The sequence below is a fragment of the Saccharothrix longispora genome, from assembly GCF_031455225.1.
In the GTDB taxonomy this organism is placed as follows: Bacteria; Actinomycetota; Actinomycetes; order Mycobacteriales; family Pseudonocardiaceae; genus Actinosynnema; species Actinosynnema longispora.
Window position 1 is genome coordinate 4,543,794 of sequence record NZ_JAVDSG010000001.1, and the last position, 25,621, is coordinate 4,569,414.

Sequence of the window (25,621 nt, forward strand, 5' to 3'; positions counted from 1 at the left end):
CCGGTTCACCCCTGGCTGTTCTCGTTGCCCCTGTTCCTGCCCGGCGGGATCACCGGGGAGCTCGGGTTGACCGTCCGCTCCACCCTCGCCGTGGGCGGCGGCCCGGTCTGCGGGGCGTCCTGCTCGGCCGACGTGGTGGGCGCCGCCTCCACGACCGTCGTGGCGGACGGCTCGGGCGCGGGTGCCGACGGGGTGGCGCCGGCACCGGCGGGGTCGTCGGCACCGGCGGGGGCGTCGGTGCCGACCGGGTCCTCGGTGCGGGCGGGGTCGCCGTCGTCGGGCGTGGCGCCGCCGGTGGCGGGCGGGACCACGGCGACCTCGCGCACGCTCGTGGGGGCCACTCCCCCGCCGGGTTGACCCACCTCGCCCTCGGGTCCGGCCGTGCCCAGCAGGTTCACCGCGGTCAGCGCCACCAGCGCCGCAGCGGCCGCCGCCGCACCACCCAGCAGCACCCGGTTGGCCGGTCGGCGCAGGCGGTGCGCGGCGGGGCCGGACTTCGGCCGCGCGACCCCGGCACCGGGGGCGGTCAGCGGCGGGACGCCGTCGCTGGCGCGCTCGGCCAGGGTGAGCACGCGTTCGCACTCGGCGGCGGTGGGCCGGTCGGCCGGTTCGGGCGCGGTCATGGCGGTGAGCACCGCCGGCCACGGGTCGGGCAGGTCCGCCGGGACGCGCGGTGAGCGGTGCAGCCGGGCCAGCGCGGCCTCGGTGTCGCCGCCGGGGTACTCGGGCCGGCCGGTCAGGCACTCCAGCAGCACGAGGCCGAGCGCGTAGACGTCGGAGGCGGGCGACACGTCGGCGCCGCGCACCTGCTCGGGCGCGAGGTAGCCGGCGGTGCCGACCAGCACGCCGGAGCGGGTCACCCTGGTCACCTGGGCCTGGAGCGCGAGGCCGAAGTCGGCGAGGTAGGCGCGCCGCCCGGTCGGGTCGAGCAGGATGTTCGACGGCTTCACGTCGCGGTGCACGACGCCGTGGTCGTGCACGTGGGCGAGCACGCCCGCGACCTGCGCGCCGACGTGGGCCACGACCTCGGGCGCGAGGGGTTCGCGCATCCGGCGGCGCAGCGTGCCGCCCTCGACCGGCTGCATGACGAAGTACGGCCGGCCGCGGTGCAGGCCCGTGTCGTAGACCTCGACCAGGCCGGGGCAGCTCAGCTCGCCCAGCACCTGCGCTTCGCGGTCGAGGCGGATGCGGTCCTCGTCGGCCGCCTGGCCCAGGAAGAACTTCACCGCGACCTTGCGGTCGAGTTCCGCGTCCCGCGCCCGGTACACCTCGGCCATGCCGCCGGAGCCGTACAGGGTGCCCAGGGCGTACCTGCCGCTGATCACCTCGCCGGTCAGGTCACCGTCCCACATCCGGTCGATCCTCCACCGCGTCGACGCCGACCCTCGGAACGGCGGAAGTTACCGCGCCCCGCCCGGACCGGCCACCACATTCACCGCTTCGAAACCGCGTACCCGTCTTGTCGCGGACCCAAACCACCTGTTCGTTCGGCAAACCGATCGGGAAGAACCTTACGTAACCACCCGTCCGGGGGGCATCGAGCCGGTCGGCCCCAGAACCGAAACCACACGTTCGAGTGGTTTCCGTCATGGGCTCTCCTTCAGGACGCCGGGGTCGAGCAGGCGGCACGGCGGCACGGTGGCGGTCGGGACGGCGGCGACGTGGGCCGTGGGACGGAGGCGCGCCACGGTGATCCCCTCGGGTGGGGACGGTCCCGGCGGCTCCTCCGGACCTACTGCGCGGCGTGCAGGGCCAACCAGAGCTCGGCCCGGGCCCCGGCCGCGTCCAGCGGGCGCCCGAGCAGCTCCCCCGCGCGGCGCACGCGGTTGCGCACGGTGTGCCGGTGCACGCCCAGCCGGGCGGCGGCGGGGTCGGCCTGACCGTGGCAGGACAGCCACACCCGCAGCGTCTCGCGCAGCACGTCGTCCAGCGGCGCGAGCAGCGCCTCCGCGTGGGCCGCCGCGCCGGGCCCCAGCAGACCGGCCCCGGCCACGTCCTCGAACCGGTCCACGCCCTCCTCCAGCGCGCGCAGCGCCTCCCGGTAGCCGCGGGCCACCTCGGTGGGCCCGATCGGGCGGGACGCGGCGGCGGGCACGTCCACCTCGTGCGCCAGCACGACCGTGCGCCCGTCCACCTCGACCCGGAACCCCGGCGGCTCGGCGGGCGCGCCGCGCAGCACGAACACGCGGAACGGCGGTTCGGGCAGCCCGTCCACCACGACACCGGCCAGCAGCAGCCGGAACCCCAGCTCCCGGCGCACCGCCTCGACCTCGGCCGCCCGCGCGAGCGCCGGCGCGAGCAGCGACGCGGCGACGTTGACCACGCCCGCGTCCAGGGCCGGGGCCGCCACCGCCAGGTGCCCGCGCCCGGCCAGCGCCTGCACGCCGACCTGCCGCTCCCCCTCCCACCAGGTCGCGCTCGCCGGACCGCCCGCCCCGCGCACCGCCCCGTCGAGGTCCGGCGGGTCGCCCACCACGTGCAGGGGCTCGCCGGCCGCGTCGAGCAGCACGACCGAGCCGCCGACGAGCCGGGCCAGCGCCTCGACCACGCCAGCGGCCCCCGTCTCGACGGCAGCCCTGGTCAGCACCCGCTGCGCCCGGTCGACCCGGGCGACCGCCGCGTACGCCGACCTCGCCACGGCCTTGCCGATCGCGATGAACGGCGTGGCGCGCGGCACCTCCAGCAGCGCCAACCCGGCCCCGGCCGCGGCGCGCACCAGGCCTGCGGGCACCTCCTCGTGGCTCAGCCCGGTGCCGAAGCCCAGGCCCGACACCCCCGCCGCGACGAGCCGGCGCACGTACTCGTCGTGCGGTCCGGCCGCGAGACCCGTGGTGAGCAGCAGTTCGCCGCCCTCCAGGAACGGCGCCGGGTCGGCCAGCTCGGTGCTGTGCACCCAGGTGACCTCGCGGTCCAGCCCCGCGTCCACCAGCACGGTCAACCCGACCTCGCGGGCCAGCGCGCCCACCGTCAACGGCATCGCCACTGTGTACACCCCGCTGTCCCGGGTGGCCAGTGGCCAGGCGGTCCCGGCGGGACGATGCTGGTGGCGTGGCACGACTGCGCACCGGGATCCCCGGCCCCCGCTCCCGCGAACTGGGCGAGCGCCGCAAGGGCGCCGTGGCGGCGGCCGTGGGCTCGGCGCTGCCGGTGTTCGTCGACCACGCCGAGCCGGGGCTGCTGGTCGACGTGGACGGCAACCGGCTGATCGACCTGGCGTCCGGCATCGCGGTGACCGGGGTCGGCAACCCCGCCCCGCGCGTCGCGGCGGCCGTGCACGAGCAGGTGGACCGGTTCACCCACACCTGCTTCACGGTCACCCCGTACGAGGGGTACGTGGAGGTGTGCGAGCGGCTGGCGGAGTTGACGCCGGGCGCGCACGAGAAGCGGTCCGTGCTGCTCAACTCGGGCGCGGAGGCCGTGGAGAACGCGGTGAAGGTCGCCCGGCACGCGACCGGGCGGCCGGGTGTGGTGGTGTTCGACCACGCCTATCACGGCCGCACGAACCTCACGATGGCGCTGACCGCCAAGGAGATGCCCTACAAGCACGGGTTCGGGCCGTTCGCGCCGGGTGTGCGGCGGGTGCCCGGCTCCTACCCGTTGCACGACGGCCTGCCGGGCCCGGAGGCCGCGCGCCGGGCGGTGGCGGCGGTGGAGCGGCCCGACGAGGTGGCGTGCGTGGTGGTCGAGCCGATCCAGGGCGAGGGCGGGTTCGTGGTGCCCGCGCCGGGGTTCCTGGGCGAGCTGGCCGCGTGGTGCCACGAGCACGGCGCGCTGCTGGTCGCCGACGAGGTGCAGACCGGGTTCTGCCGCACCGGGTCGTGGTTCGCGTGCGACCACGAGGGCGTGGTGCCGGACCTGGTGGCCACGGCGAAGGGCATCGCGGGCGGCCTGCCGCTGGCCGCCGTGACCGGCCGCGCCGAGGTGCTGGACGCGGTGCACGCCGGCGGGCTCGGCGGCACCTACGGCGGCAACCCGATCGCGTGCGCCGCCGCCCTGGGCGCGATCGACACCATGCGCGAGCTGGACCTGAACGCCGCCGCCCGGCGGATCGAGGCGACCGCGCTGCCCCGCCTGCGCGCCCTGCCGGGCGTCGTCGAGGCGCGCGGCCGGGGCGCGATGCTGGCGGTGGAGCTGGCCTCCGCCGAGGCCGCCGCCCGGGTCGCGGCGCGCTGCCACGCGGCGGGCGTCGTCGTGCTGACCTGCGGCACGCGCGGGAACGTGGTGCGCCTGCTGCCCCCGTTGACCATCCCGGACGAGGTGCTGGCCGAGGGCCTCGACGTGCTCGAAGGAGCGATGCAGCCGTGACGACGCCGTACTGGGTGGCCGGTTCCCCCTCGACGGGCGAGGACCGGGTCGAGGTCCGCACGCCGCACGACGGGGCCCTCGCGGGCGTCACGTCGAACGCGACGGCGGCGGACGTGGAGCGGGCGGTCGCCGCCGCGCACGCCGCGACGGGCGGGTTCGCCGCGCTCCCCGCGCACGCGCGCGCCGCCGCGCTGGACCACGTGTCCCGGCGGTTGGCGGAGCGGGCGGACGAGGTGGCGTCGCTGATCACCGCCGAGTCCGGCAAGCCGGTGAAGTGGTCGCGCGTCGAGGTGGCGCGGGCGGTGTCCACGTTCCGGTGGGCGGCGGAGGAGGCGCGGCGGTTCTCCGGCGAGCTCCAGCGCCTCGACACCGACCCGGCGGCGAACGGCAGGCTGGCGCTGGTCCGGCGGGCGCCGCGCGGCCCGGTGCTGGGCATCGCGCCGTTCAACTTCCCGCTGAACCTGGTGGCCCACAAGGTCGCCCCGGCGCTCGCGGTCGGCGCGCCGATCGTCGTCAAGCCCGCTCCGACCACGCCGCTGGTGGCCCTGCTGCTGGGCTCGCTGCTGGCGGAGACCGACCTGCCCGCCGGGTCGTGGTCGGTGCTGCCGCTGCCGAACGAGGCCGCCGGCCGGTTGACCGAGGACCCGCGCCTGCCGGTGGTGTCGTTCACCGGATCGGGCCCGGTCGGCTACTCGATCCTGGACCGCGTGCCGCGCAAGCACGTCGTGCTGGAGCTGGGCGGCAACGCGGCGGCCGTGGTGTGCCCGGACTGGGCCGACGCCGCGGACCTCGACTTCGCCGCGTCGCGGATCGCCACGTTCGCCATGTACCAGGGCGGGCAGTCGTGCATCTCCGTGCAGCGGGTGTACGCCCACGCCGACGTGCACGAGGCGCTGGCGGGGGCCGTGGTGGCGCGCGTGCGGGAACTGGGCACGGGCGTGCCCACCGACCCGGCCACCGACGTCGGTCCGCTGATCGACGAGGCCGCCGCCGCGCGGGTCGAGTCCTGGGTGGCCGAGGCGGTGGCGGCGGGCGCGCGCGTCCTCACCGGCGGCACCCGCACCGGGGCCTACTACGCGCCCACCGTGCTGGCCGACGTCCCCCGGGGCTGCCGGGTGGTGGACGAGGAGGTCTTCGGCCCGGTGGTCGTGCTGGAGCGGGTGCGCGACGTCGACGAGGCGTTCGACCGGGTGAACGATTCCCGCTTCGGCCTCCAGGCGGGCGTGTTCACCCACGACGTCCGCCTGGCGTTCCGCGCCTCGACCCGCCTGGCGGTCGGCGGGGTGGTCGTGGGCGACGTCCCGTCGTTCCGGGCGGACCAGATGCCGTACGGCGGGGTGAAGGAGTCGGGCACCGGGCGCGAGGGCGTGCGGGCGGCGATGGACGACCTGACCGAGCAGCGGGTCCTGGTGCTCACCGGCCTGGAGCTGTAGGCGCTCACTCGACCGGTGGAATGCGGGCCACCGCCCCATAGCACAGCACTGTGATTTGAATCACTACAATTATCGCTCCGCTCACGGCAATCCCGTGACGGAACGTCGCGAGGTCGAGGCCGTCACCGACGCCGTCTGACCCATCCGTGTCGAATGGCGGTCTCATCGGGGCGACACTGAGACACCATCATCCGGTCGATGCGACACGAACGGGAATCCGTAGTGCCGGTACCCGACGGTTCCCGCACTCCACTACGTTATTCCCCGTCCACAGGACACGGGGATCCATGTCGAAGTCGCACTCGGCCACTCCTACGCTGGAAGCACGACAGCACGAAGTAAGCCGCGAACCGTAACAAGGAGAGCGCGAGCACCGACCACCCGGACAGGAGGCCGACCTGCGCACGGAACGCTCGACCGGGGGACCTTCCATGGTCCACGCGGACGACAACGGCGGCCGGGGCCTGCTCATCCCCCTGGTCGACGCGTTGAGCCGCGTGCCCACCCTGGCCGACCGCGCCGGTCGCAACCTGATCATCCGCATGATGTCCGCAGAATTGCGGGAAACGTTGTTGGTGGAGGAACACCCGACGGCCACGGGGCACCTGTTCAGCCTGGCCGAGGTGTGCCAGCAGAGCCCCGAACGGCTCGCCGCGCTCGTGCGGGTCGTGGCCAAGTTCGAGTCCGACTCGCACGCGATGGTGGAATTGCGCCACCTGGTCGCCGAACTCACCCCCTTGGACTTGTTCCCGACGACCGAACGGGCACGGCTGTTCACACTGCTGGCCGGTGTCGTGGTGCCCGACATAGCCGACATCTACCGCGCCGTCGCCGGCCCCACCGCGCCCGGCCTGTTCGGACCGACGACCTATTACGAGGTCTTCCGGGTTCTGGAAACATTGAATGCCAGGCCGGATGGAATACCGAGGCCGCTGGTGTTCGTGGAGCACATCGCGGCGAAGGTGCGGACCGAACTCGCGATCGAGCTGCACCGCTGGAACGAGGCGCGGGCACGCGCCATGAACCTGCTCGACGAGCTGCTGCTGATCCGCGATGGGCTGCGCCCGGACACCGCCGAACCGCTCACCCCGCCGGTCGGCGCACCCGCGTACCTGGTGGTGCGGATCAGCCGCGAGGGCCCGACCGGCGACCACTACCGGGTGTCCCACTGGCGGCAGCTCGGCGGCGACCAGCGCGCGTGGTCCCCGCTGCACGGCGAGGACGTCGTCGGGCCGCTGGAGGCGGTCAAGCGCGCGGTGGCGGCACTGGTCGAGAAGGTCGAGGACGACTGGGCGCAGTACAGCCCGGACATCCGGATCGAGTTCGTGCTGGACTACGAGAACCTCAACCTCGACGTGGACCAGTGGCCGTGGGAGAACGACCCGTTCCTGGCCCAGCCGATGGGGTGCCGCTACCCGGTGGTGGTGCGGAGCCTGGAGCGGATGACGACGAGGCGGTACCACCGCGAGTGGCGGCAGCGGTGGGACGAGCTGGCCCGCCAGCTGACCCGGTCCGGAAGCCTGGCGTCCGGGGCGACGTGCCGCGGGCTGTCGTGCACCCCGGACGGCCTGCGGGAGTTGCAGTCGAGGTTCAACCGGGAGCGCGGTCTGGTGTCGCTGGTGCTGTCGGAACCACCGCGGCGGGGGGCGACCGGGCGGGACGAGGTCGCCGTCGGGGTGAAGGCGGGGGTGCCGCTGATCCTGTGGCACCGCGACGACTGCGGCTCGGCCGACTTCACCGGGTTGGTCGAGTCGCTGCTCCACGACCAGGACGAGCACCACCTGCTCGAACGGGTCCGGTTGGCCCGGACCACGGCGTTCGCGGAAGGCCCCGCGCGGCGCCACGTCGGCCAGGCGCTGACGGTCCTCTACGACGACCCCACCCGGCTCGTCGTGCCCAGTCAACCGGGGCCCCCGGAGGGGGTTGCGGGATGAACGACGGACTCGTCTACCAGGGCACGGGCGGGGTCGCGCGGACCTCGATCACGGACCTGCCCCCGCCCCCGCCGTGGCGCACGTTCACGGGCACCGGCACCACCTCGCGGCCCACCGACGACGGCGGCGAGGGCGACCGCCGCGTCGGCGCCGTGCGCAGCGTCCCCCGCACCCCGCAGCCCGACGAGGTCGCGATGGTCAACGCCGCCATCCGCCTGCGCAGGCCCCTGCTCGTGACCGGCGCACCGGGCACCGGCAAGTCGTCCCTGGCCTACCTGGTCGCCCGGGAGCTGGGCCTGGGCCCGGTGCTGCGCTGGCCGGTGACCAGCAAGACCACCCTCAAGGAGGGGCTGTACCTCTACGACGCCATCGGGCGCGTGCAGGCCGTCGGCGCGGGGGACCCCGACTCGGGCATCGGCGACTACATCCACCTCGGGCCGCTGGGCACCGCCCTGCTCCCCCACGACCTGCCGCGCGTGCTGCTGATCGACGAACTCGACAAGGGCGACATCGACCTGCCCAACGACCTCCTCAACGTCTTCGAGGAGGGCGAGTACGAGATCCCGGAACTCGTCCGCCACGCCAAGCACCGCGCCGAGGTCGACGTGCTCACCGCCGACCGGGGCCACACCGCGACGGTGCAGCACGGCCTGGTGCGCTGCCGCGAGTTCCCGATCGTGATCATCACGAGCAACGGCGAGCGCGAGTTCCCGCCCGCCTTCCTCCGCCGCTGCCTCAGGTTGCACGTCGAGCAGCCCGGCCGCGAGCAACTCGGCCAGATGGTCGCCGTGCACTTCGGCGACGCCCACGGCGTGGACCTCGGCCGCCTGATCGGCGACTTCCTGCACCACCGCGAGGACGTCGGCACCGTCTCCGCCGACCAGCTGCTCAACGCCGTGCACCTCGCGACCTCGGGCGCCTACCAGCAGGACGAGGACTGGACCGACCTGCTCAAGGCGATCTGGCACCCGCTGTCCGCGGAGGCCGGATGAGCGGACCGCACGACGAGCCACCGGTCCGCGAGGTGCTGCTCCAGCACCTCGACACCGCCGACAGCCGCGTCGAGAAGCTGCGCACCGCCGACCTCACCCTGCGCGAGGTCCGCGACTCGTTGTGGCTCGTCCGCACCACCCCGGCCCCGCCGCGGCCGCCGGCCGCGGCGGGGCGACCGACCGCCGCGCCCCGCGAACGACCCGCCGAGGACCCGGCACCGCCCGAACCCCCCGAACCGGCCGACGGACCGCCGGACGAACCGCTCACCAGCGAACCGGCCGGTGCCGCGCCCGAGCCGGACCCCGACCGCACCGGTCTGCAGCGCTGGACGCCCACGCCCACCACGATGGCCCGCGCCGACCCGGTGATCACCCTCAACGGCGCGGTCAGCGCCGTCTCGGCGTGGCCGACCGTGCCCGCGCTCCCGGAGCGCCGCCGGATCAGCCGTGCCCTGCGCCCCCTGGGGCGCCGCCACCTCTCGTCCCGCGTGCAGGTGCTCGACGAGGAGGCCACCGCCGTACGCGCCGTCCGGGACCGCCTCTGGCTGCCCGAGTGGCGCGACGCGCCGTGGCGGCGCTTCGAGGTCGCACTGGTCGTGGACACCACGGTGGCCGCCGAGATCTGGCGGCAGACCGTGCGCGAGTTCCGCGTCCTGCTCGAACGCCAGGGCGCGTTCCGCGACGTGCGCACCTATGAACTCGACTCCACCGGCTCCGACCCCGAGCAGGTCGCCCTGCGTTCCGAGGGCGGCGCCACGCACCACTGGCGGCACCTCGTCGACCCCGCGGGGAACCGCATCGTGCTCGTGCTGACCGACACCATCGGCCGCGCCTGGCACAGCGGCGCGGTCGGCCACGTCCTGCACCACTGGGGTCGCCACGTCCCGGTGGCCGTGGTGCAGACCCTCGCGCAACGGCTGTGGTCCTGGGGCGGCCTGCCGACCCGGCGCATGAGGCTCTCCGCGCCCGCCCCCGGCGTGCCCAACCACCGGCTGCGCGTCGCGGGCGCGGACACCCCGGCCACCCCCGTGCCGGTCCTGGGCCTGTCCGCCGAGTGGATGACCCAGTGGGCCAGGCTCCTCACCTCCGGCACGGAGTGGGTCGAGACCACCGCGGCCCTCGTCGTCCCCCGGACCGAACCCGCGCCCGTGCCCCCGGCCGAGGAGCCGCTGTCCGCCGCCGAGAGCGTGCTGCGCTTCCGCACCTACGCCTCCGTGGACGGCTTCCACCTGGCCGGTCTGCTCGCCGCCACCCCGCTCAGCCCCCAGCTCATGGGCCTGGTCCAGCGCGTCCTGCTGCCCGGCTCCGACCTGTCCGCGTTGGCCGAGGTGATGCTCGGCGGCCTCATGACGCGGCTGCCCGGCACCGACGGCGACACCGACGCCGTCGCCTACGACTTCAACACCGGGGTGCGCGAGGAACTCCTCGCCACCTCGCGCCGCTCCGACACCGCCCGCGTCGCCCGCGTGCTCGACCAGTACGCCGGCGCCGGCAACGAGGCGCTGCGCAACTACCGCCTGGCGCTCGACGACCCCGACCAGACCGAGGCCCTCGCACCCTCGGCGGAGAACCTCCCCTACCTCAAGGTCCAGGAAGCGGTCTTCAGGGCGCTGTCCGGACCGTACGCGCGGAGGTCCCAGCGCATCGGTGCCTCGATCCGCCCTCCGGGCCGCCGGCCGGCGGCCGGCGGCCCGGACGGGGAGAACAGTTCAACCAGTCCGGAGCACCACTTGACGAGTACGGATGTCCAGCCGATCGCGCGCACGGCCGGTCCCCAGCCGTCCGAAGGAGAAGACATGACCTCTCCCGGAACGCCACTGTTCACCGGCGAACGGCTGCCCGGCGCCACACAACCGCAGGTGTGGGGTCACGTCCCGCTGCGCAACCCCGACTTCGTCGGGCGCGGCGAACTGCTCGAACAACTGCGGTTGCGGCTGAGCGAGGCGGGCCCCACCGCGGTGCTGCCGGAGGCGCTGCACGGCATGGGCGGCGTCGGCAAGTCCCAGACCGTGGTGGAGTACATCCACCGGCACGCGAGCGAGTACGAGGTCGTGTGGTGGATCTCCGCGGAACGGGACGCGCAGATCAAGGCCAGCTTCGTGGAACTGGCCAACAAACTGGGCGTGGCGGCCGCGAGCGCCGCCGACACCGCGGTCCCGGCCGTGCTGGAGGCGCTGCGCCTCGGCACGCCGTTCGGCAAGTGGATGCTCGTCTTCGACAACGCCGACCGCCCGCAGGACGTCCGGCGCTACTTCCCCGCCGGCAGCGGCCACATCGTCGTCACCTCGCGCAACAGCGAGTGGGGCGGTTTCGCGCGCGCGGTCGAGGTCGACCTGTTCACCCGCGAGGAGAGCGTCGAACTCCTGCACCGCCGCGGCGGCGACCTGGACGACGCCGAGGCCGACGCCCTGGCCGACGCCCTGGGCGACCTCCCGCTGGCCGTGGAGCAGGCCGCCGCGTGGCGGGCCCAAACCGGCATGCAGGTGTCCGAATACCTGGAGCTGCTGGCCCAGAACCGCACGGAACTGCTGGAGGCGGGCACCTCCAGCGAGGACCAGCTCCCGGTCGCGGCGGCGTGGAACGTCCCGCTCAACCGCCTCAAGCACGACCACCGCGCCGCCCTGGAACTGCTCCAGGTGTGCGCCTTCTTCGGCCCGGAACCCATCTCCCAACAGCTGTTCCGCGGCGTGCGCGACGCACCCGTGCCCGACTCGCTGGGCGACGCGCTGCGCGACCCCATCAAGCTCAGCCGCGCCGTGCGCGAGATCAGCCGCTACAGCCTCGCCAAGATCGACCACCGCGCCAATGCCCTGCAGCTGCACCGCTTGGTGCAGACGGTCCTCAAGAACCAGCTCGGCGAGAGCGAGCAGAACGCGATGCGGCACGCCGTGCACGTGCTGCTGGTCAACGGCGACCCGCTGGACCCGGAGTCGGCCGACAACTGGCCCCGCTACGCCGAACTCCTGCCGCACGCGCTGGTGTCGCGCGCGGTCGACTGCCCGGACCGCTGGGTGCGCGGACTCGTCATCAACCTCGTGCGCTACCTGCTCAGCGCGGGCGACTTCGACGGGGCCCGGGAGCTGTCCGCCCAGGCCATGGAGTCCTGGCGCACCTCGTTGGGGGAGCGCGAGTTCGACACGCTGGAGATCACCCGCCGCTACGGCATCTCGCTGCGCCGGCTGGGTCGCCTCGCGGAGGCCGCGCAGCTCAACGAGCGCACGCACCAGCTGTTCCGCGAGGTCGTCGGCGACAACCACGAGGGCATGCTGCTCATGCTCGACACCATCGCCCTCGACCGGCGGGCGCAGGGCCAGTTCGCCGAGGAACTGGACATGCGCCAACAGGTCTACGACCGCGCCGTGCAGATCCTCGGCATCGACGACCCCATGACGTTGACCTACGCCAACAACCTGGCCAGCTCGTTCCGCCTCATGGGCGACTACCGGCAGGCGTTGAAGATCGACGAGCTGAACCTGCTCCGCCGGACCGCCGCCCTGGGGCCGACCCACTACTCCACCCTGGCCAGCAGCAACAGCGTCTACATGGACATGCGCGAACTCGGCGAGTACGTGGACGCGGCGAGGCTCCAGGACGAGGCGCTGGTGGTTCAGCGCGAGCTGTTCGGGGACGACCACCCGAGGATCATCGGCGCGACCCGCAGCCTGTCGGTGGCCCTGCGGAAGGCCGGTGAGCACGAGCGGGCGAAGGCGCTGTCCGAGGACTGCCTGGTCCGGTACCGGCGCCGGCACGGCGAGCAGCACACCGACACGATCACGGCGCGGATGAACCTGGCCACGGACCTGCGGCACCTGGGCGACCTCGACGGCTCGCTCGTCGAGGCACGGCGCAGCTACGAGGCGTTCCAGCGCTTCCAGGGGGACTCCCACCCCTACACGCTGATCGCCGGGTTGAACCTGGCGGTGACGCTGCGCCTGCGCGGCGAGGTCGCCGAGGCGCTGGACGTCGACCGGGAGATGCACACCAAGCTGACCGGGGTGTTCGACGCCGACCACCCGTTCGCCCTCGTGGCCGCCACCAACCTGGCGAGCGACCTGGCCGCGACCGGTGACCACGCCGCCGCCAGGAAGATGGACGAGGACACGCTGGAGCGGTCGACCCGCGTGCTGGGCGCCGAGCACCCGTCGACCCTCGCGGTGGCGCTGAACCTCGCGATCGACCTCGACGCGCTCGGCGAGGAGAACGAGTCGGCGGTGCTGCACGCCCGCACGGTCGCGTCGTTCCGCAAGGTGCTCGGCGACGAGCACCCGGCGACGATCGCGGCCACCCAGTCCGCGCGGGCGAACTGCGACACGGACACGATGCAGTTCTGACCACCGGTCACCTGGTGGCCCGGTCGAACCAGGCCACCAGGGCCATCGGGTCGGGTGCGGACGCGGCGCGCGCGGCGACCCCCCGGTGCACGGCGCGCACGACCTCGGGCGCCACGCGCGCGGTCGGCGAACGGAGCGCCAAGCCCAGCCCGGCCCAGGAGGCGACGTCGTGCGGCGCGCCGAGCACCCGCGCGGCGAAGCCCCGCACGGCCCCGCCCCGGTCGTCCCGGAGGTAGTCGTGCTCGGGGGTGCGGCGGTACGACAGCCGGGCGAACTCGTCGGGGTCGAGGGCGCGCAGCCTGAGCAGCGCGGTGAGCGCGGAGTCCCCTGCCGCGGCGGATGGGACGACACGACCACCGCGCGGGTCGACGACCGGGGCGGGGCGCCGGTCGAGCCACGCGGTGACCGCCGCGTCGACCGCACCGGGGTCCGGTCGGACGTGCCGCAGTCGCCAGGTCGTCGCGTGCAGCGCCGTGATCTCGTCCACGGCGGTCGCGACGTCCGGCCACAGGTCGTCGGGTGCGCACGCGGCGAGGCGCACCGCCACCCCCGCCACGAACCGGCGGCCGAGGTCGGTGAGCTCCACCAGACCGCGCATGCCGTCGACCGCCACACCCACCTGGCGGGCGCGGTGCCCCAGGTTGAACTGCGCGCGGCGGGCCAGGGACGCGGGCACGTGCCCGCGCTGCGCGTGCCAGTACTCCGCCACGCTGACGAAGGCGTAGACGCCGTGCAGCAGCCCTCCGAGCGACCGGGGGTCGTCGCGCCACGGCGCGTAGTGCACGGGCTCGTCGTCGCCGGTGTGCAGGTCGACCAGGTCGAGCAGGGCGTTGACCTTGGAGTGCTGGATCTCGTGCACGAGGGCTTCGCCGAACTCGACCGCGGAGCGCTTGGGCGACAGGCCGATGGCCCCGAACGCGGCCGACGAGGACGCGGCGAACACGTCGCGCCGGGTGTCGAGCGGCACGATCGCCGCCAGTCCCGCCGCGAGTTCCTCGGCCTGCGGCCGGTGGTGCTCGGCGAGCAGTTCCCAGGTCTCGCCCAGCAGCTTGCGCCACTCGTCCCACACCGCGTCGTCGAGCGGGCCGGGCGGCACCGGTCCGGTGAACTCGCGGTAGGGCTCCAGGTCGTCGACCAGCACGTCGAAGCCGTACCCGCGAGCGGAGCCGCGCAGCCTCTTGGCCTGCTCCCACCCGGCGGACGTGTCGACGCCCGGCGCCTCGACCGACAGGCCGGCGGCGGAGTTGACCACCCTGGCCTGTCCCACCGGGAAGCGCCGGGAGAGCCGGAAGGCGCCCACCGAGGGGATCGTCACGGTGCCGTGCACCACGGGCACGGTCACGTCGCACGGCAGGTCGGCCCGCACCGCGGCGGCGGCGGCGACGGCGTGGAACCAGCCGACCTCCGACCACAGCGGCGTCGCGTCCGCCGCCGTGCCGAGCACCTGCCGCAGCGCGCGGCTCAGCCACACGCCGACGGAGTGGTGCATCAGCACGCTCTCCACGACCTCCGGCGCGGACCGTTCGGCGGACGCCAACAATGCCCAGGCCCCGTCGAGGTCGGCGAACGGGCCCAGCCTCTCGCGGACCGGGTGCGCGGCTTCCAGGAATGCGCGCAAGCGGAGCCGGCGAACGCTGTGCTGCGTTCTCCGCAAAATTGCCATTCCACCGGCCGACACGGCTCCCGAGCAGATCTCGTCGAACACGAACCGCGGTAAGCGGTGGGTGCCGAGTTCCCGGAAGTCCACGCGCTACCCGCTGGTCCCCGACTGCTCCTGGACCGAATCGCCGAAGTCACCGGACCGGAACCGGTCCAGCGTGCGGCGAACGGCCCGGTCCAGCGCGGGGTGGCGCAGGGATCTCATCTCGGACAACGACGTCGAAGTCAGGTCCAACAACTCCGAGGACAGTTCCGGTGTTTCCACCGTCACGTCGACCACCTCCCCGATGCCCGCCCGATTCCATCATGCACGACCGCGCACGCGCGCGGCAGCGTCCAGCCGGATATTCCACCGAGGCCGACAGGCGAATTCCGTGCGCGAGACCGCCACCCGCCTGACGAACTCGGCAATCCGGTGCCGGTCCACGCGGACGGCGGCGAACCCGCCCCGAGGCCGTTCGCGACCGCCGCGCGCGGGTACGGTCGCCGATCATGGAGACGGTGCGGGTCGGGTCGGGGGCGGAACTGGGCGGTGCGGGGCTGCCGTCCGGACGTCCGGTGCTGGTGCTGGTCGGTGGCGCCGACGGCATGCCGGCCGACGACGTGGACCGGCTGGAGCGGGTGCTGCGCGACCTGGTCCCGCTGCTGGAGCGGCACCGCGCGGTGGTGGTCGACGGTGGCACGGACGTGGGCGTGATGCGGGCCGTCGGTCGGGCGCGGGCGACGGCGGGGGGCGTGTTCCCGCTGGTCGGGGTGATCGTGGAGGCGCTGGCCGGTCAGGCCGAGGCCGAGCCGAACCACACGCACCTGGTGCTCGTGCCCGGTTCCGCCTGGGGCGACGAGGTGGCGTGGCTGGCGGAGGTGGCCGCGGTGGTGGCGGGGCCGCGGCCGTCGTTGACGGTGCTCGCCAACGGCGGGGCCGTCGCGTTCGACGACGCCGAGCAGAGCCTGCGGCTGGACCGGCCGCTGGTGGTGCTGCGCGGCACCGGGCGCACGGCGGACGCCATCGCGGGCGGCGCGGACGAGCGCTCGGCCACCCTCGCCGGGTCGCCGCTGACCGCGGTGCTGGACGCGGAGGAGTTGCGCGCGCACGTCGAAGGCGTGTTCTCGGGTCGACCGGGAGGGTCGGGGTGAGCCGCTCGCGGGGGCAGCGGCGCGCTGAGGCGACCCACCGCCTCCGACCACTACCTCCGGACGCCGACACTCTCTGACGACCAAGCCCGGACACCGACACCTTCCGCCGGACAGGGCAGTCGTCGTCCCGTCCGGTCGACCTTGTCGGAGGACGATGCGGGTGACCCGCGGTTCGCCGACCGGGTCCGGGCAGTTCGGCGTGCGCGTGCTCGGACCCGGTCGGCGGAATCCAGGACGCGCCGTCCGCGCGGCGGTGACCGCCATCCCGGACGCACACCTCCGAGAATCGTCCTGCGCCCCGCTCGATGTGGAAAAGTCGCTGCGTGGGGAAGCGCGGGATGGACGACGAACAGCGCGAGCGGATGCACGACCTCAAGTGGTCGACCCGGCAGGGAGTGCTGACCGGTGGCGCGTTCCTGGTCTTCTCGATCGCCGCAGGAATGTTCCTGCGCGACGACTGGACAGCGTTCCTGTTCTCGGGCACGACGAGCCTCGTGCTGACCACCGTCGTGTTCGTCTCGCACTGGCGTTACATCCGGCGCGGACCGTTTCCCCGACTGCCCGTGAGCATGCGCGATGGCACCACGCCCTCGTCCGACTCGTCCGACTCGTCCGGCGAGGGGATGGTCGGCGGGGATCGGACAGCAGGTCAGGGCGGCTGAACTCAAGGCGCCGTTGTCCCGTCCGGCTGGAGTCGGCGGAGAACCAGGCTGCCGACCTGCGGTCCGCCAACCGGGGCCGGACGGCGGCGGATCGCGGTGCCCGGGCCTGGTTGCCGGATTCGACGGGCTGGGCCGGCCCCGTTCAGCGTTGCCGAACCTCCGCCGACCAACCCCCGAACACCGCCGAGCAGCCCCGGACAGGACAGCGATAACTGGTCTGGACCCTTCAAGCTGTTGTCACGACTCAGTCACACAGAGTATGGTCTAGACCTGCCGCCGCGTTTGGGTGAACGTCGTCTCCAGCCACCCAGCGCACCTCGGGTTGGCGTTCGCCCAAGCGTCTTCGCCCATCCGACAAGAGGAGTTCCGCACATGTCACTCCGTCGAAGGATCGCCGCCGTGGCGGCGGGCGTGCTGGCCGCACCGCTCGTGACCGTCGTGCTGCCGAGCGCGCCCGCGTTCGCGCACGGCTACATCTCGTCCCCGGCCAGCCGCCAGGCCCAGTGCGCCCGCAACCTCGTCCCCTGCGGCGACATCAAGTGGGAGCCGCAGAGCGTGGAGGGCCCGAAGGGCCTGCGCAGCTGCAACGGCGGCGTCGCCCGGTTCGCCGAGTTGAACGACAACAACAAGGGCTGGCGGGTCGCCTCGACCGGACGGACGGTCACGTTCAACTGGACCTTCACCGCCCGGCACGCCACGGCCAACTACGAGTACTACGTGAACGGCCAGCGGGTGGGCAACTTCAGCGGCAACAACCAGCAGCCGCCGGCCACCGTGTCGCACACGGTGACCCTGCCCTCCTCCGGTCGCCAGACGGTGCTCGCCATCTGGAACATCAGCGACACCGCGAACGCGTTCTACTCCTGCGTCGACGTGAACGCGGGCTGATCCGGGATCGGGGCGTGCCCGTTTCGGCGGCACGCCCCGGCTCCCGCGCGCAACGGGATTCCGGCCGTCCGGACCACGCTCCCGTGTCGCGCCGACGAATCCCCTCACGATGAACGACCGGAACAGGTCTTCGACTCCGCCGAACCCGGTTCGCGCCCCACGACCCGTCGGTCGAGCCGGGCAGGAGCGGGCGACCCGAGTCCACCGGGGAGGGGGCGGTGCGGTCGAACGGACCCCCGCAGGAGAGGGCCCCGGTACCCGGGGCGCGGGCACCGGCACCCCGTTCCCGATCGGAGCGCAAATCACGTTGCACGGTCCCGCGGACCTCGCATAGGTTCGTGGTACACGAGGAAGGAGGTGGTCCGAAGTTGTATAGCTGCAGGACTCGACGTGAGGTGGCTGTCCGCTAGGACCGGCCTTTCCCAAGGTGGTCTGGGCGAATCCCAGGCAGCCACCCGGCCCCCGTGACCCCGAGCCCAGTCCAGCTCGGCCCGCACCCCGGTGCGGGAAGTGGTCAGGGGGCCGTTTCACGTTCCGGGGTCGTCACGGAACGCGGAACGCACGAGCAGACCACACGAACGGGCGTCACGAAGACGCGTACAGGTGATCGTGCACGACGCGGAGGTCGGCCACGAAACCCCGGTACGCCTCATCGCGGTCGGGTGCCCGCAGGATCGCGGACGGGTGGACGGTCGCGATGACCGCCTGCTCGCCGACGTGCTGGAGCAGCCCGCGCTGCTCGGTGACCTTGAACGACGTCCCCAGGACCGCCTTCGCGGCCGTCGCGCCCAGGCAGACGACCAGGTCCGGCTCCACCTGCGCCAGTTCGGCCTCCAGCCACGGCAGGCAGGCGACGACCTCGCCCCTCGTGGGTGACTTGTGGATGCGGCGCTTGCCGCGCTCCTCGAACTTGAAGTGCTTGACCGCGTTGGTCAGGTACACGCCCGCGCGGTCCAGGCCGGTCTCCGCCAGTGCCTTGTCGAGCAGGCGGCCCGCCGGGCCGACGAACGGCTCGCCCTCGCGGTCCTCGACGTCGCCGGGCTGCTCGCCCACCAGCACCAGCCGCGCGTCGGGCGGTCCGGCGCCGAACACCGTCCGCGTCGCGGGGACGTGGAGCCGACAGCCCTCGCAGGACGCGGCCGCGCGGCGCAGCGCCGCCAGGTCCGCGCCCTCCGGCACGAACGAGGCGGCGCTGTCGGCCCGCTTGCCCGTCATGACCTACTTGTCACCGGCGCGGAAGGCGTCCTTAACCTTCTCGGCCGCCTGCTTGAGGGAGCCCTTGGCCTGCTCGGCGCGGCCCTCGGCCTGCCACTGCTCGTTGTCGGTGGCGTCACCGACCGCCGCCTTGGCCTTGCCCTTGAGCTCTTCGGCCTTGTTGTCGAACTTCTCGTCGGCGCCCATGCCGCATCCCTTCGCTCGACTCCCGTACTCCTCCGGGGATACCCGCCACCCCTGGCGGGAAACCCCGAGCGCGGAGGTCGCCCTCCTGGAGCCGGGCCATAACCACAGGTCAGGGTCTTACCGCACGACGCGCGCGGGGGTTCGACCGCCACGGAGGGGGCAGTCCAGTTGCACCCGGCCGGCCCCCCTCTACTACGGTGATCGTCTACGCGGTTGAAAAGCCAGCCGCAAGCCACCCCCGGGGGCCCGCGAGGGCACGAGGGTCAGCGAGAGCTGTGGGCTTGCCGGTGCTGGCACCCGCGTGTCCGCAGTTCTCGCACCGCTGGCCTGGCTACCGGTTTGCCGACGTGCGAGAGAGGAGCCCGACCGTGGTCGGGGACAACGGCCGAGACGATTCGCTGACCGCGCGGATCGCCAGCCTCGAGGCCGAGGTGGTGGGGCTGCGCAAGGCCGTGCAGACGCGCACGGTCATCGGTCAGGCCACCGGCCTGATCTCCGCCGTCCAGGGGTGCACGCCCCAGGAGGGCTTCCAGCTGCTCGTGCGCATGTCGCAGCACCACAACGTGAAACTGCACACGATCGCCCTGAAGCTGCTCGACCTGTCCGTCGAGCTCGGACCGCGCCAGGCCGTGCGCGCGGTGCACCACCCGGGCGAGTCCAACGGCCTGGTCGCCGCGTCCGAGTGGCCGGGCGTGGACGTGGTGCACGCGGCGCGGCAGCTCGTCGCCGCGTACGACGCCGCCCGGCAGTCCGACGACGAACGGCCCGAGGTGCGAAGACAGCTGGCCGACCAGGTCACGCTGGCCGGCCGGCTGCTCGCGGAGAAGCTCACCGAGGTCGGTTGGCTGCCCGAGGCGTGACGACGGCGAAGGAGTCGGCGGGCAGGCGCACGGCCCGCCCGACCACCTCCACCCCGTCGGATGCGAGCAGCAGCTCCCCCGGTTCGACGTCGAGGTCGACCACGGCCTCCTGCCCCGGGTTGGCCACGACCCGCAGGTCGCCCCGGTGCAGGACCAGCGCCGAGCCCTCCTCGCGCACCTCGAACCGGTCGAGTCCCGGGTCGGCCAGCTCGGGCCGCGACCGCCGCAGGCGGATCAGCTCCCGGTACACGCGGTGCAGCTCCCGGTGGCCGGTCTCGGCCAGCTCGTCCCACTCCAGCGTGGACCGGCGCACGGTCTCCGGGTCCATCGGGTCGGGCACCTCGGACTCGCCCCACCCGTGCCGGCCGAACTCGCGCCGCCGCCCGGTGCGCACGGCCTCGGCCAGCTCCGGGTCGGGGAACGAGGCGAAGAACTGCCACGGCGTGCTCGCCGCCCACTCCTCGCCCATGAAGATCATCGGCGTGTACGGCGAGCACAGCACGATCGCCGCGCCCACCGCGAGCCGCTGCCACGGCACCGTCGCCGACAGCCGGTCGCCGGTGGCCCGGTTGCCGACCTGGTCGTGGTTCTGGAGGTAGGCCAGGAACCGGTAGCCGGGCAGCCTGGGGTCGACCGGGCGGCCGTGCCGGCGGCCCCGGAACGAGGACCACGTGCCCGCGTGCAGGAACGTCCCGCGCAGCGTCCGGGCCAGCTGCCCCTCGAAGTCGGGGTAGTAGCCCGCGGTCTCGCCGCTGAGCGCCACGTGCAGCGCGTGGTGCAGGTCGTCGGCCCACTGGGCGTGCAGCCCGTACCCGCCGGCCTCGCGCGCGGTGACCAGGCGGGCGTCGTTGAGGTCGGACTCGGCGATCAGGGTCAGCGGCCTGGCCAGGCCCGCCGACAGCGCGTCCACCTCGACGGCCAGCTGTTCGAGCAGGTGCACCGCGCTGCGGTCCACGAGCGCGTGCACGGCGTCCAGCCGCAGCCCGTCGACGTGGAAGTCGCGCAGCCAGCCCAGCGCGTTGTCGACCACGTACCGGCGCACCTCGTCGGCGCCCTCGCCGTCGAGGTTGAGGCCGGGCCCCCAGTCGTTGCTGCCCGCGAAGTACGGCCCGAACCGGTCCAGGTAGGCGCCAGACGGCCCGAGGTGGTTGTAGACCACGTCCAGCAGCACGGCGAGACCTCGCGCGTGGCAGGCGTCGACGAACCGCTTGAACCCGTCGGGCCCGCCGTAGGGTTCGTGCACCGCGCCCCACAGCACGCCGTCGTAGCCCCAGCCGGCGGTGCCGTCGAACGAGTTCACCGGCATGACCTCGACGTGCGTGACGCCGAGGTCCACGAGGTGGTCGAGCCGCTCGACGGCCGCGTCGAACGTGCCGCCGGGCGTGAACGTGCCGATGTGCAGCTCGTAGACGACCGCGCCGGGCAGGGCGCGCCCGGTCCACGCCGCGTCGGTCCAGGCGAACGCCGAGTGGTCGTAGACGCGGGACGGGCCGTGCACGCCGTCGGGCTGCCACGCCGAGCGCGGGTCGGGCAGGGCCTCGCCGGAGCCGTCCAGCACGAACGCGTAGTCCGTGCCGGGCGCGTCCCCGCCGGGGACGTCGGCGTGCCACCACCCTCCCGCGCCGGCGGTCATCTCGTGGTCACGGCCGTCGACGCGGACCTGGACGCGGTCGTGCGACGGCGCCCACACCGAGTAGGTCACTGGTCTCCTCGCACGAGCAGGGCCACCGGGTAGCGGTCCAGCAGGTCGGCCAGCGGGGGTGCGCCCACGAGCCCGGAGCGGGAGGTGAGCACGTCGGTCCACTCCCCCGGCGGCAGCGGCAGCACGGTCCCGCCCCAGCCGCCCGCCTCGACCAGGCCCACGGGCAGCCGGGTGGCGACGGCGACCAGGCCGGTCCTCTCGAACGCGACCGCGTGCGGCGCGGCCGGTCCGGCGGCGGGCAGCGGCCGGTAACCGCGGAACAGCTCCGGCCGTTCGCGCCGCAGCCGCAGCGCGTGGCGCACGACGTGCAGCTTGGCCGCGCCGGAGTCGTCCACGTCGGGCAGCCAGCCCTCGTCGAGCCGGGCCAGCAGCCGCCGCCGCACCTCGTAGTCGACCGGCCGCCGGTTGTCCGGGTCGACCAGCGACAGGTCCCACAGCTCGGTGCCCTGGTAGACGTCGGGCACGCCCGGTGCGGTGAGCTGCACGAGCTTCTGCCCGAGCGCGTTGGACCAGCCGGCCTCCACGACGCGGTCGACGAACGAGGCGACCTCGGCGGCCACCGGCCCGTCCAGCACCTCGTCGGGCCACGCGGCGACGGCCGCCTCGAACTCCTCGTCGTGGTCGGTCCAGGTCGTGCGGACCTTGGCCTCCTTGGCGGCCTTGTCCAGGTAGGCGCGCATCCGGTCGGCGGTGATGGGCCACGCGCCGACCAGGGACTGCCAGGCCAGCGCGTTCAGCGACGGCTCGTCGATCGGGTGCGCGGCGGTCCACCGGCGCACGTGCTCGGCGAACTCGTCGGGGATCTCGGAGAGCACCGCGAGGCGGGCCCGCACGTCCTCGGACCGCTTGGTGTCGTGCGTCGACAGCGCCGTCATGGCGTGCGGGTGGGCGGCCTCGCGGCGCGCGGCCCGCTGGTGGAACTCCTCGACGGGCACGCCGAACCGGTCGGGGGCGCCGCCGACCTCGTTGAGCGCCACGAACCGGGTGAACCGGTAGAACGCGGTGTCCTCGGTGCCCTTGGCGACGACCATGCCCGACGTCTGCTGGATGCGCGTGGCCAGCTCGCCGCCCGGGTCGGCGCGGACCTGCTCGTCCAGCGCGCGGGCCGCGGGCGACGTGGCCGAGGCGACCGCGGCCTGCCACGCGTCGAGCCCTTCGGGCAGGTAGGAGCGGTAGACGGGGAAGCCGGCCATGACCTCGGCGACGGCGCGCTCGGCGGCGTCGCGGTCGGGGTGGTCGACCAGCGCCGCGATGCGCCGCACCTCGGCGCGCAGGATCGTGCGGGTCACCAGGTCCCGGCACTCCCGCTCGACGGCGTGGAAGTCCGTCGGCACGCCCATCTCCTCGGCCAGGGCGGTGAACCCGGCCTCGCCGGCCGGGTCGACGAACAGCCCGCACACCTCGCGCAGCGCGTCGTAGCCCGTCGTGCCCTCCGCGGGCCAGCCGACGGGCAGCGGCTCGTCGGCGCCGAGGATCTTCTCCACGACCACCCACGCGCCGGAGCGCTCCTTGAGCCGCCGCACGTACCCGCCGGGGTCGGCCAGGCCGTCGGGGTGGTCGACGCGCAGGCCGGTGACCTCGCCCGCCGCCACCCAGCGCAGCACCTCGTCGTGGGTGGCGTCGAACACCTCGGGGTCCTCGACGCGGACCGCGGCGAGCGTGGTGATGTCGAAGAACCTGCGGTAGTTCAGCTCGGTGTTGCCGCGCCGCCAGAACACCAGGTCGTAGTGCTCGTGGTGCTCCTCGGAGGCCTCGTCGCCGGCGAACGGCAGCTTCAGCGGCCCCGAGTCCCAGTCGATGTCGAAGTACTTCGCGTACCTCGACGACCGCCCGTGCTGGAGGACGTCCCACCACCACGGGTTGACCTGCCCGTTCTCCACGGCCATGTGGTTGGGCACGACGTCCACCACGAACCCGAGGCCGGCCCGCGTGACGGCCTTGCTCAGCGCGACCCGCCCGGCCTCGCCGCCGAAGTCCTCGCGGGCCTTCGTCGGGTCGGTCACGTCGTAGCCGTGGGTGGAGCCGGGCACGGCCTCCAGCAGCGGCGACGCGTACAGCGCGCCCGCGCCGAGCGCGTCGAGGTAGTCGACGACCGCCTCCGCGTGGGCGAAGGTGAAGTCGGGCGTGAACTGGAGGCGGTACGTGGAGGACGGCGCCCCCGGACCGGGCGGCGTCATCCCCTGCCCGCTCATTCCTGCCCCGTCCGCTGGAGCACGACCAGGGACCGCGCGGTCAGCGTGACCGTGCCGCCGGCGGGCACCGGTTCGCCCAGTTCGGGGCTGGTCACGGCGCCGGTGGCGGTGTCCACCACGGGCGTCCACTGCGCGCCGTAGCCCTCCTCGGGCAGCGTCACCTCGATGTCCTCGTGGTGGGCGTTGAACGCGAGCAGGAACGAGTCGTCGAGCACCCGCATGCCGCGCTGGTCGAGGTCCGGGATGCCCTCGCCGTTGAGGAACACGACGATGCACTTGCCGAAGCCGTCATCCCAGTTCTGCTCCTGCATTTCTTCACCCGAAGGTGTGAACCAGGCGATATCGCGCAGTTCATCGCCCTTGCGGATGGGCTTGCCGGCGAAGAACCGGCGGCGCCGCAGCACGGGGTGCTGCTTGCGGAACTCGGTGAGCGCCGAGGTGAAGTCGACCAGCTCGCGGTTCTTCTCGACCAGCGTCCAGTCCACCCAGGACAGCTCGGTGTCCTGGCAGTAGGCGTTGTTGTTGCCCTGCTGGGTGCGCCCCAGCTCGTCGCCGTGCAGCAGCATCGGCACACCCTGCGACAGCAGCAGCGTGGCCAGCATGTTCCGCTGCTGGCGGACCCGCAGCCCGTTGACCTCGGGGTCGTCGGTGGGGCCCTCGACGCCGCAGTTCCACGACCGGTTGTCGTCGGCGCCGTCGCGGCCGTCCTCGCCGTTGGCCTCGTTGTGCTTGTCGTTGTACGACACCAGGTCGTTGAGGGTGAAGCCGTCGTGCGCGGTGACGAAGTTGACCGACGCGTACGGTCGCCGCCCGTCGTCCTTGTAGAGGTCCGACGACCCGGTGATGCGGGAGGCGAACTCACCGAGCGTGGCCGGCTCGCCGCGCCAGAAGTCCCGCACCGTGTCGCGGTACTTGCCGTTCCACTCCGTCCACAGCGGCGGGAAGTTGCCGACCTGGTAGCCGCCGGGCCCGACGTCCCACGGCTCCGCGATGAGCTTGACCTGGCTGACCACCGGGTCCTGCTGCACGAGGTCGAAGAACGTGGACAGCCGGTCCACGTCGTAGAACTCGCGGGCCAGGGTCGCGGCGAGGTCGAAGCGGAACCCGTCCACCCGCATCTCCGTCACCCAGTAGCGCAGCGAGTCCATGATCAGCTGGAGCGTGTGCGGGCTGCGCACGTTCAGCGAGTTCCCGGTGCCGGTGTAGTCCATGTAGAACTTCTGGTCGTCCTCGACCAGCCGGTAGTACGCCTGGTTGTCGATGCCGCGCATGGACAGCGTCGGCCCCAGGTGGTTGCCCTCGGCGGTGTGGTTGTAGACCACGTCCAGGATGACCTCGATGCCCGCCTCGTGCAGGGCGCGGACCATGCCCTTGAACTCCTGCACCTGGCCCGCGTTGTCCCTCAGCGCCGAGTAGTCCTCGTGCGGCGCGAAGAAGCCGATGGTGTTGTAGCCCCAGTAGTTGCGCAGCCCCTTCTCCTGGAGGCCGTGGTCGGTGACGAACTGGTGCACGGGCATCAGCTCGATCGCCGTCACGCCGAGGCTCTTGAGGTGGTCGACGATGGCCGGGTGCGCCAGGCCCGCGTAGGTGCCGCGCAGGCTCTGCGGGATCTCCGGGTGCTGCATGGTCAGGCCCTTGACGTGGGCCTCGTAGATCACCGTCTCGTTGTAGGGGGTCTTCGGCGGGCGGTCGTTCGCCCAGTCGAAGAACGGGTTGACCACGACCGACAGGGGCACGTGGCCCGCCGAGTCCTGGTCGTTGCGCTCGTCCGGCGACCCGAACGGGTAACCGAACAGCGACTCGTGCCACTCCAGCTCGCCGGTGATCGCCTTGGCGTACGGGTCGATGAGCAGCTTGTTCGGGTTGCACCGCAGACCCCGTTCCGGGTCGTACGGGCCGTGCACCCGGTAGCCGTAGCGCTGACCGGGGGCGACGCCGAGCAGGTAGCCGTGGTGGACGAAGCCGTCCACCTCGGGCAGCCGCACGCGCGTCTCGGTCCCGTCGTCGTCGAACAGGCACAGTTCGACGTAGTCCGCGACCTCCGAGAAGAGGGTGAAGTTCGTGCCGACGCCGTCGTAGGTCGCGCCGAGCGGGTAGGGAGTACCGGGCCAGGGCCGCACAGGGTTTT

18 protein-coding genes are annotated in these 25,621 nt (G+C 73.4%); 9 read left to right on the forward strand and 9 right to left on the reverse strand.

Going from position 1 to position 25,621, the window contains the following annotated elements:
* Positions 1–5: 5 nt before the first annotated feature.
* Together J2S66_RS18335 and J2S66_RS18340 are read right to left on the reverse strand one after the other, a co-directional pair.
* Entirely contained in the window at positions 6–1,352 is a 1,347-nt protein-coding gene (locus J2S66_RS18335) for a serine/threonine-protein kinase (protein WP_310308373.1), read from the reverse strand.
* A gap of 380 nt (positions 1,353–1,732) precedes the next feature.
* Positions 1,733–2,977, reverse strand: a complete 1,245-nt coding sequence (locus J2S66_RS18340; RefSeq protein WP_310308374.1) for a PucR family transcriptional regulator ligand-binding domain-containing protein — start codon at positions 2,975–2,977, stop codon at positions 1,733–1,735.
* 71 nt (positions 2,978–3,048) lie between these two features.
* Here J2S66_RS18340 and gabT point away from each other — a divergent pair, with 71 nt between their 5' ends.
* From gabT to fxsT, 5 genes are all read left to right on the forward strand, one after another.
* Positions 3,049–4,305 carry a 4-aminobutyrate--2-oxoglutarate transaminase gene (gene gabT, locus J2S66_RS18345; RefSeq protein WP_310308375.1) on the forward strand — a complete coding sequence of 419 codons (1,257 nt, stop codon included), beginning with the start codon at positions 3,049–3,051 and terminating at the stop codon, positions 4,303–4,305.
* Positions 4,302–5,738, forward strand: a complete 1,437-nt coding sequence (locus J2S66_RS18350) for an aldehyde dehydrogenase family protein (protein WP_310308376.1) — start codon at positions 4,302–4,304, stop codon at positions 5,736–5,738. The genes gabT and J2S66_RS18350 overlap by 4 nt, the downstream gene beginning before the upstream one ends.
* Before the next feature lie 431 nt (positions 5,739–6,169).
* Positions 6,170–7,672, forward strand: coding sequence for a VMAP-C domain-containing protein (locus J2S66_RS18355; protein WP_310308377.1), 1,503 nt, complete (start codon positions 6,170–6,172; stop codon positions 7,670–7,672).
* Positions 7,669–8,664, forward strand: a complete 996-nt coding sequence (locus J2S66_RS18360) for an AAA family ATPase (RefSeq protein WP_310308378.1) — start codon at positions 7,669–7,671, stop codon at positions 8,662–8,664. The genes J2S66_RS18355 and J2S66_RS18360 overlap by 4 nt, the downstream gene beginning before the upstream one ends.
* Complete coding sequence (gene fxsT / locus J2S66_RS18365; protein WP_310308379.1) at positions 8,661–12,995, forward strand: FxSxx-COOH system tetratricopeptide repeat protein; 4,335 nt, start codon at positions 8,661–8,663, stop codon at positions 12,993–12,995. Before J2S66_RS18360 ends, fxsT begins: the two co-directional genes overlap by 4 nt.
* A gap of 7 nt (positions 12,996–13,002) precedes the next feature.
* On the opposite strand, the gene J2S66_RS18370 is transcribed toward fxsT, so the two are convergent.
* Together J2S66_RS18370 and J2S66_RS18375 are read right to left on the reverse strand one after the other, a co-directional pair.
* On the reverse strand, positions 13,003–14,613 hold the full coding sequence (locus J2S66_RS18370) for an aKG-HExxH-type peptide beta-hydroxylase (RefSeq protein ID WP_310308380.1): 1,611 nt from the start codon (positions 14,611–14,613) through the stop codon (positions 13,003–13,005).
* Positions 14,614–14,745: 132 nt separating this feature from the next.
* On the reverse strand, positions 14,746–14,925 hold the full coding sequence (locus tag J2S66_RS18375; protein ID WP_310308381.1) for an FxSxx-COOH-like cyclophane-containing RiPP peptide: 180 nt from the start codon (positions 14,923–14,925) through the stop codon (positions 14,746–14,748).
* 221 nt (positions 14,926–15,146) lie between these two features.
* Here J2S66_RS18375 and J2S66_RS18380 point away from each other — a divergent pair, with 221 nt between their 5' ends.
* The 3 genes from J2S66_RS18380 to J2S66_RS18390 all read left to right on the forward strand — a co-directional run bounded on the left by J2S66_RS18380 (position 15,147) and on the right by J2S66_RS18390 (position 17,338).
* Positions 15,147–15,788, forward strand: a complete 642-nt coding sequence (locus J2S66_RS18380; protein ID WP_310308382.1) for a hypothetical protein — start codon at positions 15,147–15,149, stop codon at positions 15,786–15,788.
* A 338-nt stretch (positions 15,789–16,126) separates the two neighbouring features.
* Entirely contained in the window at positions 16,127–16,450 is a 324-nt protein-coding gene (locus tag J2S66_RS18385; RefSeq protein ID WP_310308383.1) for a hypothetical protein, read from the forward strand.
* A 372-nt stretch (positions 16,451–16,822) separates the two neighbouring features.
* Positions 16,823–17,338, forward strand: coding sequence for a lytic polysaccharide monooxygenase auxiliary activity family 9 protein (locus J2S66_RS18390; protein ID WP_306746773.1), 516 nt, complete (start codon positions 16,823–16,825; stop codon positions 17,336–17,338).
* A gap of 585 nt (positions 17,339–17,923) precedes the next feature.
* Here the strand turns inward: J2S66_RS18390 and J2S66_RS18395 are convergent.
* Both J2S66_RS18395 and J2S66_RS18400 read right to left on the reverse strand, forming a co-directional pair.
* Entirely contained in the window at positions 17,924–18,553 is a 630-nt protein-coding gene (locus J2S66_RS18395; RefSeq protein ID WP_310308387.1) for a UdgX family uracil-DNA binding protein, read from the reverse strand.
* 3 nt (positions 18,554–18,556) lie between these two features.
* On the reverse strand, positions 18,557–18,739 hold the full coding sequence (locus J2S66_RS18400) for a CsbD family protein (RefSeq protein WP_310308388.1): 183 nt from the start codon (positions 18,737–18,739) through the stop codon (positions 18,557–18,559).
* Between the two features lie 368 nt (positions 18,740–19,107).
* Between J2S66_RS18400 and J2S66_RS18405 the strand changes: the two genes are divergently transcribed.
* On the forward strand, positions 19,108–19,599 hold the full coding sequence (locus J2S66_RS18405; RefSeq protein ID WP_310308389.1) for an ANTAR domain-containing protein: 492 nt from the start codon (positions 19,108–19,110) through the stop codon (positions 19,597–19,599).
* Here the strand turns inward: J2S66_RS18405 and treZ are convergent.
* From treZ to glgX, 3 genes are read right to left on the reverse strand one after another with little or no spacing between them, the layout of a single operon-like run.
* A complete protein-coding gene (gene treZ / locus J2S66_RS18410; RefSeq protein ID WP_310308390.1) occupies positions 19,568–21,301 on the reverse strand; it encodes a malto-oligosyltrehalose trehalohydrolase in 1,734 nt (577 codons plus the stop codon). The genes J2S66_RS18405 and treZ overlap by 32 nt on opposite strands.
* Positions 21,298–23,493 carry a malto-oligosyltrehalose synthase gene (treY, locus tag J2S66_RS18415; protein ID WP_310308391.1) on the reverse strand — a complete coding sequence of 732 codons (2,196 nt, stop codon included), beginning with the start codon at positions 23,491–23,493 and terminating at the stop codon, positions 21,298–21,300. Before treY ends, treZ begins: the two co-directional genes overlap by 4 nt.
* Positions 23,490–25,613: a glycogen debranching protein GlgX gene (glgX, locus tag J2S66_RS18420; protein WP_310308392.1), complete on the reverse strand. Its 2,124-nt coding sequence runs from the start codon at positions 25,611–25,613 to the stop codon at positions 23,490–23,492. The genes treY and glgX overlap by 4 nt, the downstream gene beginning before the upstream one ends.
* Positions 25,614–25,621: the final 8 nt, after the last annotated feature.